Raw genomic sequence first — 11,593 nt, forward strand, 5'->3', positions numbered from 1 at the left:
AACCATGTTTCTTACACCCTTACCGTAAAAGGTAAGGGTGTTTTTTATAGCAATGATGTCTAGCTCCAGGCGCCATCGGCTTTCTGGTCTAAGTCAATCGCTTCGGAAGGTAAAGAGCACCTTCTGTTAGCGCTTGTCTTATGCTTGTCGCCTAAGGCTGAGCGCCTTGTGCTTTTCTAATAATTAGGAGGAGAGAAAATGAATCATTTACTTTCGATGACTGAATTAAGTATTGAAGACATTGATCGCATTCTTTTTGATGCAGAACTTTTTGCACAAGGGAGCAAATGGAGGCTTGAAAAACAAACATTTGTGGCTAATCTTTTTTTTGAGCCAAGTACGCGGACTCGTTTTAGTTTTGAGGTTGCTGAAAAAAGAATCGGCGCAGATGTATTGCATTTAGAAGCAATGACCTCTAGTGTCCAAAAAGGCGAAAGTCTTTATGATACTGTAAAGACACTTCAATCTATTGGTGCAAATGCAGTTGTCATTCGTCATCCTAAGGATGAATATTTCAACGAGCTAAGAACGAGCATCAATATTCCAATCATTAATGCAGGTGATGGATGCGGTCATCACCCAACACAATCTCTCCTTGATTTATTAACAATTAAACAAGAGTTTAATAGATTCCAAGAATTAAATATTTTAATTGTTGGTGATATTCGCCATAGCCGTGTGGCAAGATCCAATGCAGAAAGTTTAACTAGACTTGGAGCAAAGGTTCATTTTTCTGCTCCATTAGAGTGGCAGGATCATACAAATCCATATGGTTCATATGTCGATCTTGACGAGGGGCTTAAAGAAGCAGATGTCGTTATGCTGCTTCGCATTCAGCATGAACGTCATGAGTCATCCATGGGTTTGACGAAAGAAGAGTATCATCAAAAATACGGATTAACGATTAACCGAGGCAAGAACTTGAAGAAAGGAAGCATTATTATGCATCCAGCTCCAATTAATCGTGGCGTTGAAATGGCAAGTGAATTAGTCGAAGCAAGTAAATCAAGAATTTTTAAGCAAATGGAAAATGGTGTATTTGTAAGAATGGCAGTCCTTAAAAGAGTTTTACAGCATGTAGAAGGAGGAATTTTAATATGAGCACATTACTAAAAAACGCAAAAATTCTTAATGAACATGGTGATTTAATACCAGCAGATATTAAAATCACAAATGGTTTAGTTGAAGCGATAGGTACTAGTCTAGATCAAACCAATTGTGAGGTAATTGATGTTGAAGGGATGTTTGTATCAGCTGGATTCGTTGACGTCCATGTCCACCTTCGTGAGCCTGGCGGAGAACATAAAGAAACCATTGAATCGGGGACTCTTGCAGCTGCAAAGGGTGGTTTTACAACCATTGCAGCAATGCCGAATACAAGACCAGTTCCTGATACAGCCCGTCAAATGAACTGGCTACAACAAAGAATTAAGGATACAGCTCATGTTAATGTCCTTCCATATGCATCTATCACGATTCGTGAGCTTGGCGAGGAACTAACAGATATGAAAGCATTAAAGGAATCTGGAGCATTCGCATTTACCGATGACGGTGTTGGAATTCAAGCAGCTGGAATGATGCTTGAAGCAATGAAGCAAGCTGCAGCCATCGATATGCCAATTGTTGCTCATTGTGAAGAAAACACACTCATTAATAAAGGTGCTGTTCATGAGGGTGAATTCTCAAAGAAGCATGGGATTAATGGAATTCCTTCAGTATGCGAATCCGTACATATTGCAAGGGATGTTTTATTAGCAGAAGCTGCAGGCTGTCACTACCATGTCTGCCATGTCAGTACAAAGGAATCAGTTCGTGTCATCAGGGATGCGAAGCGTGCTGGTATTCATGTAACAGCCGAGGTTACTCCACATCACTTACTGCTATGTGATGAAGACATTCCAAGCCTTGACACCAATTATAAAATGAACCCTCCATTACGTGGAAAAGAGGACTTAGAAGCCCTTATTGAAGGTCTCATGGATGGAACAATCGATTTTATCGCTACGGATCATGCTCCACATTCAAGTGAGGAAAAGGCACAAGGGATGGCCCTAGCCCCGTTTGGCATCGTTGGCCTAGAGACAGCTTTTCCGCTTCTTTATACACATTTTGTTGAGACGAAGAAAATCACGTTAAAGCAATTAGTGGACTTTTTAACTAGCAAACCAGCAAACACCTTTAAGCTACCATTTGGGAGTTTAGAAATTGGAAAAAATGCTGATTTAACTGTTATTGATTTAGAGGCAAAAGGAACAATTGATCCTGAAAAATTTGTTTCAAAAGGAAAAAACACACCATTTGGTGGCTGGGAATGTAAAGGTTGGCCAGTCATGACACTCGTAAAAGGCAACATTGTTTGGCAGAAAGGAAGTGTTTTAGCATGAAGCGACAGCTCATTTTAGAAGATGGAACAGTATTTATCGGTGACGGTTTTGGAAGTGATACAGAAAACACAGGTGAGGTTATTTTTAATACAGGAATGACCGGGTATCAAGAAATCATTTCAGATCCATCAAACTGTGGACATATTGTCACATTAACATACCCACTAATTGGGAATTACGGGATTAACAGAGATGATTTTGAATCGATTAACCCTAAAATTAGCGGACTGATTGTAAATGAGGTATGTGATCATCCATCAAATTTTAGAAGTCAATTAAGTCTTGATGAATATTTTAAGTCAAAAAACATCCCGGGTCTTTCTGGAATCGATACGAGAAAGCTTACAAGAATGATTCGTCAACATGGTACATTAAAGGGCGTCATTTGTGGGATGGATGCCAATGTCCAGGAGGTTGTAAACAAACTGAATGAATTGACTCTGCCAATCGACCAAGTCAAACAAGTTTCTACAACAAGCGCGTACCCAAGCCCTGGGAGAGGGTATCGCATCGTGTTAGTTGATTTTGGAATGAAGCATAGTATTTTACATGAATTAAGTAAACGTGACTGTGATGTCATTGTCGTTCCGTATAATACACCAGCAGAAGAAATTTTACGTTTGAGCCCAGATGGCATTTTATTAAGTAACGGACCTGGGGATCCAAAGGATGTTCCCGAAGCAATTGAAATGATCAAAGAAGTTTTAGGAAAAGTACCATTATTTGGAGTGTGCTTAGGGCATCAATTATTTGCCTTAGCTAATGGCGCAGAAACTGAAAAAATGAAATTTGGACATAGAGGTGCGAACCACCCAGTAAAGGACCTTGAAACAGGTAAAATTGCGATTACTTCACAAAATCATGGCTATACAGTGAATAAAGAATCATTAGCAAACGCAAAGCTTGAAGTTACACATATTGCACTCAACGATGATACAGTTGAGGGATTACGACATATAGAATATCCAGCATTTACGGTCCAATTTCATCCAGAAGCATCCTCAGGACCTGACGATGCAAATAGCTTATTTAACGACTTTTTACAGATGATTGAAAACTTCAAGAAAGAAGGCGAAGAGCTATGCCAAAACGCTTAGACATTAACAGTATACTAGTAATCGGATCGGGTCCAATTGTTATTGGTCAGGCTGCAGAATTTGATTATGCAGGAACTCAAGCATGTCTTTCATTAAAGGAAGAAGGGTACCGAGTTATTCTTGTAAACTCAAACCCTGCAACGATCATGACAGATATTGAAATTGCTGACAAAGTATATATTGAGCCAATCACACTAGAATTCGTTAGTAAAATCATTCGAAAGGAAAGACCAGATGCCATTCTTCCTACACTTGGTGGGCAAACCGGTTTAAACATGGCAGTGGAACTTTCAAATTCAGGAATTCTTGAAGAGTGTGGAGTTGAAATCCTAGGTACTACCCTTTCTGCCATTGAACAAGCAGAGGACCGTGACCTATTCCGAAACTTAATGAATGAGCTAAATGAGCCTGTGCCAGATAGTGATATTATCCATAACTTAGAAGAAGCTTACAATTTTGTTGAAAAGATTGGTTTCCCTGTAATTGTACGACCTGCCTTCACACTCGGAGGAACCGGTGGCGGAATTTGTAACAATGAAGAAGAATTAATTGAAATTGTGACAAGTGGTTTGAAAAATAGTCCCGTTACACAATGTTTATTAGAAAAAAGCATTGCAGGATTTAAAGAAATCGAATTTGAAGTAATGCGTGATTCGGCGGATAATGCAATTGTTGTATGTAGTATGGAGAATGTGGATCCAGTTGGTATCCATACTGGTGATTCTATAGTAGTTGCACCATGCCAAACCTTAACTGATCGTGAATATCAATTATTAAGACATACATCATTAAAAATTATTCGTGCACTCGGAATTGAAGGCGGCTGTAATGTACAGCTAGCACTAGACCCATCCAGCTTTAATTACTACATTATCGAGGTCAACCCGCGTGTAAGTCGTTCATCTGCCTTAGCATCAAAAGCAACTGGTTATCCAATTGCAAAGCTAGCAGCAAAAATTGCGGTTGGTTTAACCTTAGATGAAATGAAAAATCCTGTAACAGGTACGACATATGCAGCATTTGAACCAACCATTGACTATGTGGTTACAAAAATTCCTCGTTGGCCATTTGATAAATTCGAATCTGCTAACCGCCGACTGGGAACACAAATGAAAGCTACAGGAGAAGTCATGGCGATTGGACGTAATTTCGAGGAATCGATTTTAAAAGCGGTTCGTTCTCTAGAGGCAAATGTAACGCATATCGACCTTGAAGATGCAACAAATGCTGATTTAGCAACGATTGAAAAACGAATTCGCAAAGCAGGAGATGAACGTCTATTCTACCTTGCAGAGGCCATTAGACGGGGCATCTCGATACAGGAAATTCATGAATGGTGTGAAATTGATTTATTCTTCCTACAAAAATTTGAAAATATTATTAAGCTTGAGGCCACTTTACGCCAAAATGTTGGTAACCTAGAAACCTTACAACTTGCGAAAAAGAGAGGCTTTGCAGATTCGATGATTGCAAAGCTTTGGGATAAAAAAGAAATTGAAATTTATGAAACTCGTAAACAAGCCGGAATTGTTCCAACATATAAAATGGTAGATACATGTGCAGCTGAATTTGAATCTGCAACACCTTATTACTATGGAACATACGCAGATGAAAATGAATCCATTGTAACGGACCGTAAAAGTGTCATCGTCCTAGGTTCAGGACCAATCCGCATTGGTCAGGGTGTGGAGTTTGATTATGCAACTGTTCATTCTGTATGGGCGATTAATCAAGCAGGCTATGAAGCAATTATTATTAACAACAACCCTGAAACAGTATCTACTGACTTCAGTATCTCAGATAAGCTTTATTTTGAGCCACTTACAATTGAAGATGTGATGCATATCGTTGACCTTGAGCAACCAGAAGGAGTGGTTGTCCAGTTTGGTGGCCAAACAGCTATCAATCTCGCAAGTGACTTAGCTGAACGTGGTGTTAAAATTCTAGGGACATCATTAGAAGACCTAGACCGTGCTGAGAACCGAGATAAATTTGAGCAAACGGTTATTTCACTTGGAATTCCACAACCAAAAGGAAAAACAGCAACTTCTGTGGAAGAAGCAGTGGTTATTGCAGAAGCAATTGGCTATCCAGTTCTTGTTAGACCATCGTATGTATTAGGTGGAAGAGCAATGGAAATTGTTTATCAAACCGAAGAGCTCCTTCATTATATGGAAAATGCGGTGAAGATTAATCCGCAGCATCCTGTTTTAATTGACCGCTATTTAACTGGTAAAGAAATTGAAGTAGATGCTATTTCAGATGGGGAAACGGTATATATTCCAGGTATCATGGAACATATCGAGCGTGCTGGAGTTCACTCAGGTGACTCAATTGCCGTGTATCCTCCGCAAACATTGTCAGAGCATGTAAAACAACAAATTATTGACCATACAATCGCACTTGCAAAAGGTTTAAATATCATCGGACTATTAAACATTCAATTTGTTATCTATAACGAAGAAGTATTTGTAATCGAAGTAAACCCAAGATCAAGCCGTACAGTACCCTTCTTAAGTAAAATTACCGGCATCCCAATGGCAAATATTGCGACAAAGGTTATTCTAGGACAATCTTTACCATCACTTGGATACTCAACAGGATTACACCCAGAAACTGAAGGAGTATACGTAAAGGTTCCAGTCTTCTCATTTGCGAAGCTTCGCAATGTGGACATTTCCCTCGGTCCTGAAATGAAATCGACTGGGGAAGTTATGGGTAAGGATTATACACTAGAAAAGGCATTGTACAAAGGACTAGTAGCTTCAGGAATCACGATTCCAACATATGGCTCTGTGCTTTTAACTGTAGCAGATAAAGACAAGGAAGAAGCCCTAGAAATCGCAAAACGTTTTCATACAATTGGCTATCAGCTTCTAGCAACAAGCGGAACTGCTAGCTACTTACAAAAGGCAAACATCCCAGTTACGGTTGTTAATAAAATTGGTGCAGAAGCTCCAAATCTTATTGATGTGATCCGTCAAGGAAAAGCACAATTTGTTATTAATACATTAACAAAAGGAAAGCAACCTGCAAGAGATGGGTTTAGAATTCGCCGTGAAACCGTTGAAAATGGAGTTGCCTGCTTAACCTCATTAGATACAGCAAAAGCAATCGTGAAAGTTCTAGAATCTATGACATTCTCAAGTGAATCAATGGGTTCTCACTTGCAAAACCGTGAGGTGGTACATTCGTGATGAAAAAAGAACAAATGAAGGTGGTTAGCCACACCCAAATTGCAGAGGATATTTTCGAGCTTACCTTAGAGGGAGCATTGGTTCAGGAAATGGGTGAGCCAGGACAATTTGTCCATGTAAAAGTGAGTGATGGGATTGACCCATTGTTAAGAAGACCGATTAGTATTGCAAATATTGACCATCAACATCAAGAATGCACACTTATTTACCGAAAGGAAGGACTCGGAACACGGGTCCTTTCTGAAAAAAACATTGATCAATCAGTTGATGTCCTAGGTCCCCTTGGGAACGGCTTTCCTGTTGATGAAGTCGGTGAAGGGGAGACAGCCTTGCTGGTTGGTGGAGGAATTGGTGTTCCACCTCTTTATGAATTATCAAAACAATTAGTCGCAAAAGGTGTAAATGTCATCCACGTACTTGGATTTCAATCAAAATCCGCTGTCTTTTATGAAGGAAAATTTAATGAGTTAGGCACAACTTATATTGCCACAGTTGATGGGTCGATTGGAACAAAAGGATTTGTGACGGATGTTATTACTACTTTCGGGATTACATTTGATACTCTTTATTCTTGTGGTCCGACACCCATGCTTAAGGCGCTTGAAAAAGCATATCCTGACCGAAATGCATACATCTCTTTAGAAGAAAGAATGGGCTGCGGGATTGGTGCATGCTTTGCATGTGTATGTCATCTTCAAAATGATCCAGATGGGTCTTCGTATAAAAAGGTTTGCAGTGATGGCCCAGTATTTAAGGTTGGAGAGGTGGTACTATGAACAGACTTCAAGTTGAGCTACCAGGTTTATCACTAAAAAATCCAATCATGCCAGCATCGGGTTGCTTTGGATTCGGAAAAGAATACGCGAAGTTTTATGATTTAAGTACTCTAGGTGCAATTATGATCAAGGCAACCACTGCCCAGCCGAGATTTGGAAACCCAACTCCTCGAGTGGCCGAAACGAGTGCAGGGATGTTAAACGCAATTGGACTACAAAATCCGGGACTTGAAAAGGTTTTATCAGAAGAACTTCCATGGCTTGAGCAGTTTGATGTACCAATTATCGCGAATGTTGCGGGTTCACAAATCGAAGACTATGTTGAGGTAGCAAGAGAAATTTCAAAAGCACCTAATGTTCATGCGCTTGAATTAAATATTTCATGTCCGAATGTTAAAACAGGAGGGATTGCCTTTGGTACAATTCCAGAGGTAGCTGCTGAGTTAACGAGATATGTAAAAGAAGTATCAAGTGTACCGGTTTATGTAAAATTATCACCGAATGTTTCAAACATCGTTGAAATGGCGAAGGCCATTGAAGAAGCAGGTGCAGATGGTTTAACCATGATTAATACGTTAATTGGAATGCGAATTGACCTTAAAACCGGTAATCCAATTTTAGCAAATAAAACAGGTGGCCTATCAGGTCCGGCAATCAAGCCTGTTGCAATTCGAATGATTCATGAAGTCAGTCAGGCCGTGTCTATTCCAATCATTGGTATGGGAGGCGTTCAAACAGCGGAAGATGTACTTGAATATTACTATGCTGGGGCGAGCGCTGTTGCCGTGGGTACAGCAAACTTTATTGACCCATACGTATGCCCAACAATAATTGAAGAGCTTCCGAGTTTATTAGATAAATATGGATTTACGCATATTACTGAGTGTCAAGGAAGGAGTTGGAAGTAATGGACCGTCCACTTATAATCGCTCTTGATTTTCCAAGTTTAACAGATGCGAAAGGTTTTCTAACCGAATTTCATGAGGAACAGCTTTTCGTTAAGGTTGGAATGGAGTTATTTTATCAAGAAGGGCCATCTGTCATTCATTTCTTAAAAGAGCAAGGACACTCTATTTTCCTAGATTTAAAGCTTCATGATATTCCAAATACTGTTTATTCTAGCATGAAGCGTCTTGCAGGGCTTGGTGTTGACTTAGTCAATGTGCATGCTGCAGGAGGGACAAAGATGATGGAGGCAGCTCGAGAAGGACTAGAAGCTGGAACGGCAGTAGGGCAATTAAGACCCAAGTGTATTGCGGTCACTCAACTTACAAGTACAACCGAAGACGTGATGAGAAACGAATTGTTGATCGACCGTAATCTACTAGATGTAGTTGTGGAATATGCGACATTAACGAAAAGAAGTGGATTAGATGGTGTCGTCTGTTCGTCTCTTGAAGTTCCAGTGATTAACAGCAGGTTAGGAAACGAATTTATGACAGTTACACCCGGAATCCGTCAGGCATCTGATGAAATCGGTGATCAAGCGCGGGTTGTTACACCTGAAAAAGCACGAGAATTAGGATCAACAGCGATTGTGGTTGGTCGGTCAATCACACGCGCAACGAACCCATTACAAACATATAAACAAATGAAAGCAGCATGGAAAGGGGTACAAGTATGAAAAAAGAAATAGCCGGACATTTACTAGAGATTGGTGCCGTATTTTTACAGCCAAATGAACCATTTACTTGGTCATCTGGAATAAAATCTCCTATTTATTGTGATAACCGTATGACCCTTTCATTCCCACATGTTCACAGAAAAATTGCAAAGGGATTAGCTGAATTAATACAAACGCATTATTCTGAAGTGGAAGTAATAGCTGGAACGGCAACTGCCGGTATTCCTCACGCAGCGTGGGTAAGTGATATTTTAGATTTACCAATGTGCTATGTTCGAAGTAAAGCAAAAGCACATGGCAAAGGAAATCAAATCGAAGGTAAGGTAGTTAAGGGACAAAAAGTTGTGGTGATTGAAGACCTTATTTCAACAGGTGGCAGTGCAATAACGGCTGCTGAAGCTCTTCGTGCAGCTGGATGTGAAGTATTAGGCATCGTCGCAATCTTCTCCTATCAACTTCCAGAAGCTACAGACCGTTTAAAAGCGGCAAATGTTTCAGCCCATACGATAACAGATTATCCTACCTTAATCGAAGTTGCTTTAGAAAACAATGTCGTGTCAGAAAATGATATTGAAAGTCTTCAAAGCTGGAGAGAGAATCCAGCTGAATGGTATACAATGTAAGCCTAAAAAAAGCCCTAGGAAATCGTTCCTAGGGCTTTCTTAGTTTTACAATTACATCTTCTTCTGGCGTAACATAAACCGTTTGTTGATTATCATAAATCACATAGCCTGGCTTCGAACCATTTGGCTTCTTGACATGCCGTACCAATGTGTAATCAACTGGAACAGAAGATGAGTTTTTGGCCTTACTGAAATATGCAGCAATTGTCGCCGCCTCAAGGATTGTTTCTTCTGTTGGTTGCTTACTTCTAATTATGACATGTGAACCTGGAATGTCTTTCGTGTGTAGCCAAATATCATCTCTCGCTGCTAGTCTATTAGTTAAATAATCATTTTGCTTATTGTTTTTACCGACAAGGATTTCTGTTCCATCAGTCGATTCATAATGCTCAATCGCTGGTTTTGTAGGTTTCATTTTTTTATTGCCTTTTTGTTGCTTGTTTTTAAGATAGCCTTCTTCCATCAGTTCCTCACGAATTTCCTGTAAATCCTTTGGTGCAGCAGATTCGATTTGTTGTAAAAGTGAGTCGAAATACGTAATTTCTTCTTTTGCCTTTTCGATTTCATGTTCGACATAAGCAACAGCATTCTTTGCCTTCTGGTATTTTGAAAAATAACTTTGAGCATTTTCAGACGGTGTTTTTTGAGGATTTAATGGGATTTCGAGCATCTCATTTTCTTCTGAATAGTAATTTAACACACGGGCTACTTTTTCACCACGGGTGATCGCATACATATTAGCTGTCACTAGCTCACCAAATAGCTTATATTTTTCAGCTTTTTCCGATTCGACTAAGGTTGCTTCCAGTTTTTTGATTTTTTTCTCGTTTTTCATTTTTTCATTTATTATAAACCGCTCTAAATCGTGTCCTTGCTGTTTAACCCTGTCTCGTTCGGCTTTCCCGAAATAAAAACGATCAAGCATTTCACTTATCGTTGCAAATTCTTTAGCCTCACCACCAATATGCTGTAGAGGAAGGATATAAAAATAGTCCTTCTGACCTTTTGTGATGATTTGTGGTGTAATCTTATTTTGCTTAATGGCCTCAATCATCGACAAAAACGGTCCTGGCAGAGATTTGCGATTCGCTATTCCTGCTCGAAACACAACTTCCTTCGCGAATAAAGGGGAAATGCCTGAAAATTTATTCACAATCTGTTGATCTAATTTGCCAGCATTAAAGTCAATTTTTTTCAAAAATGCTTCTTCATCGACTGTAAAAGGGTTCGTCTTTTCTTGTGCTGGTGGTGAAACATATGTATATCCTGGTAACACGGTGCGGTGACGATTGACAGCTGGTGAAACATGCTTAATGCTATCTAGAATTGTTTGTTTTTCTGTATCAACAAGGATGATATTACTATGTCTGCCCATGATTTCAATCACTAATTGTTTAAAGGAAACATCGCCAAGCTCATTTCTACCTTTAAGGTCAAAAACAATGATTCTGTCCATGTCAACCTGACGGATATTTTCTATAATGCTTCCCTCAAGATGTTTTCGAAGGAGCATACAAAACATCGGTGGTTCGTGTGGATTATCATATAATCCATTTGTCACATGGATACGGGCGTAACTAGGGTGAGCAGAAAGTAAGAGCTTATGATTCCTGCCATTTGAACGAACCTGAAAAATTAATTCATTTTTATATGGTTGATAAATTTTTGAAATTCTTCCATTTTCAAGTGTTAGCTGTAATTCATGTACGATTTCCTTCGTGAATATTCCATCGAATGTCATATCAATATCCTCTTTTCTATGTCAATAGAAGGCAGGTCTTCTACAGCACTTCTACAATTGTACCAACAAAAAGGCAACTTAGAAAAAGTATAGCATTTTTTTGGACGAGACTGAATAAGCTTTCATAGATACAGATTTAGTGAGGGGTGTG

Annotated in this window: 9 protein-coding genes; 8 read left to right on the forward strand and 1 reads right to left on the reverse strand. The window is 39.4% G+C overall.

Features of this window, described 5'->3' with window-relative positions; all coding sequences use genetic code 11:
- Positions 1 to 198: 198 nt before the first annotated feature.
- The 8 genes from V7138_RS18475 to pyrE are packed head-to-tail and all read left to right on the forward strand — an operon-like array spanning position 199 to position 9,701.
- Positions 199 to 1,101, forward strand: coding sequence for an aspartate carbamoyltransferase catalytic subunit (locus V7138_RS18475; protein ID WP_335400147.1), 903 nt, complete (start codon positions 199 to 201; stop codon positions 1,099 to 1,101).
- A complete protein-coding gene (locus V7138_RS18480) occupies positions 1,098 to 2,384 on the forward strand; it encodes a dihydroorotase (RefSeq protein WP_335400150.1) in 1,287 nt (428 codons plus the stop codon). The genes V7138_RS18475 and V7138_RS18480 overlap by 4 nt, the downstream gene beginning before the upstream one ends.
- On the forward strand, positions 2,381 to 3,481 hold the full coding sequence (locus V7138_RS18485; protein ID WP_335400152.1) for a carbamoyl phosphate synthase small subunit: 1,101 nt from the start codon (positions 2,381 to 2,383) through the stop codon (positions 3,479 to 3,481). The genes V7138_RS18480 and V7138_RS18485 overlap by 4 nt, the downstream gene beginning before the upstream one ends.
- Positions 3,466 to 6,678 (forward strand): carbamoyl-phosphate synthase large subunit, encoded by a 3,213-nt coding sequence (carB, locus tag V7138_RS18490; RefSeq protein WP_335400155.1) that lies wholly within the window; start codon positions 3,466 to 3,468, stop codon positions 6,676 to 6,678. The genes V7138_RS18485 and carB overlap by 16 nt, the downstream gene beginning before the upstream one ends.
- Positions 6,675 to 7,454: a dihydroorotate dehydrogenase electron transfer subunit gene (locus tag V7138_RS18495; RefSeq protein WP_335400157.1), complete on the forward strand. Its 780-nt coding sequence runs from the start codon at positions 6,675 to 6,677 to the stop codon at positions 7,452 to 7,454. Before carB ends, V7138_RS18495 begins: the two co-directional genes overlap by 4 nt.
- The gene (locus V7138_RS18500; RefSeq protein ID WP_335400159.1) at positions 7,451 to 8,362 is read left to right on the forward strand and encodes a dihydroorotate dehydrogenase; all 912 of its coding nucleotides are present in this window, start codon (positions 7,451 to 7,453) and stop codon (positions 8,360 to 8,362) included. The genes V7138_RS18495 and V7138_RS18500 overlap by 4 nt, the downstream gene beginning before the upstream one ends.
- Complete coding sequence (pyrF, locus tag V7138_RS18505) at positions 8,362 to 9,078, forward strand: orotidine-5'-phosphate decarboxylase (RefSeq protein WP_335400162.1); 717 nt, start codon at positions 8,362 to 8,364, stop codon at positions 9,076 to 9,078. The genes V7138_RS18500 and pyrF overlap by 1 nt, the downstream gene beginning before the upstream one ends.
- A complete protein-coding gene (pyrE, locus tag V7138_RS18510) occupies positions 9,075 to 9,701 on the forward strand; it encodes an orotate phosphoribosyltransferase (protein WP_335400165.1) in 627 nt (208 codons plus the stop codon). Before pyrF ends, pyrE begins: the two co-directional genes overlap by 4 nt.
- A 28-nt stretch (positions 9,702 to 9,729) precedes the next feature.
- Here the strand turns inward: pyrE and V7138_RS18515 are convergent, their stop codons facing one another.
- Complete coding sequence (locus V7138_RS18515; protein WP_335400167.1) at positions 9,730 to 11,442, reverse strand: Rqc2 family fibronectin-binding protein; 1,713 nt, start codon at positions 11,440 to 11,442, stop codon at positions 9,730 to 9,732.
- Between the last annotated feature and the right edge of the window lie 151 nt (positions 11,443 to 11,593).

The organism is Bacillus sp. JJ1533 (assembly GCF_036965045.1).
Classification (GTDB): domain Bacteria; phylum Bacillota; class Bacilli; order Bacillales; family Bacillaceae_L; genus Ferdinandcohnia.

Excerpts from the sequence above, each read along its gene's own strand:
- carB (WP_335400155.1), top strand. The coding sequence starts at position 3,466 with ATGCCAAAACGCTTAGACATTAACAGTATACTAGTAATCGGATCGGGT.
- pyrE (WP_335400165.1), top strand. The coding sequence starts at position 9,075 with ATGAAAAAAGAAATAGCCGGACATTTACTAGAGATTGGTGCCGTATTT.
- V7138_RS18500 (WP_335400159.1), top strand. The coding sequence starts at position 7,451 with ATGAACAGACTTCAAGTTGAGCTACCAGGTTTATCACTAAAAAATCCA.
- V7138_RS18485 (WP_335400152.1), top strand. The coding sequence starts at position 2,381 with ATGAAGCGACAGCTCATTTTAGAAGATGGAACAGTATTTATCGGTGAC.
- V7138_RS18515 (WP_335400167.1), bottom strand. The coding sequence starts at position 11,442 with ATGACATTCGATGGAATATTCACGAAGGAAATCGTACATGAATTACAG.
- pyrF (WP_335400162.1), top strand. The coding sequence starts at position 8,362 with ATGGACCGTCCACTTATAATCGCTCTTGATTTTCCAAGTTTAACAGAT.
- V7138_RS18480 (WP_335400150.1), top strand. The coding sequence starts at position 1,098 with ATGAGCACATTACTAAAAAACGCAAAAATTCTTAATGAACATGGTGAT.
- V7138_RS18475 (WP_335400147.1), top strand. The coding sequence starts at position 199 with ATGAATCATTTACTTTCGATGACTGAATTAAGTATTGAAGACATTGAT.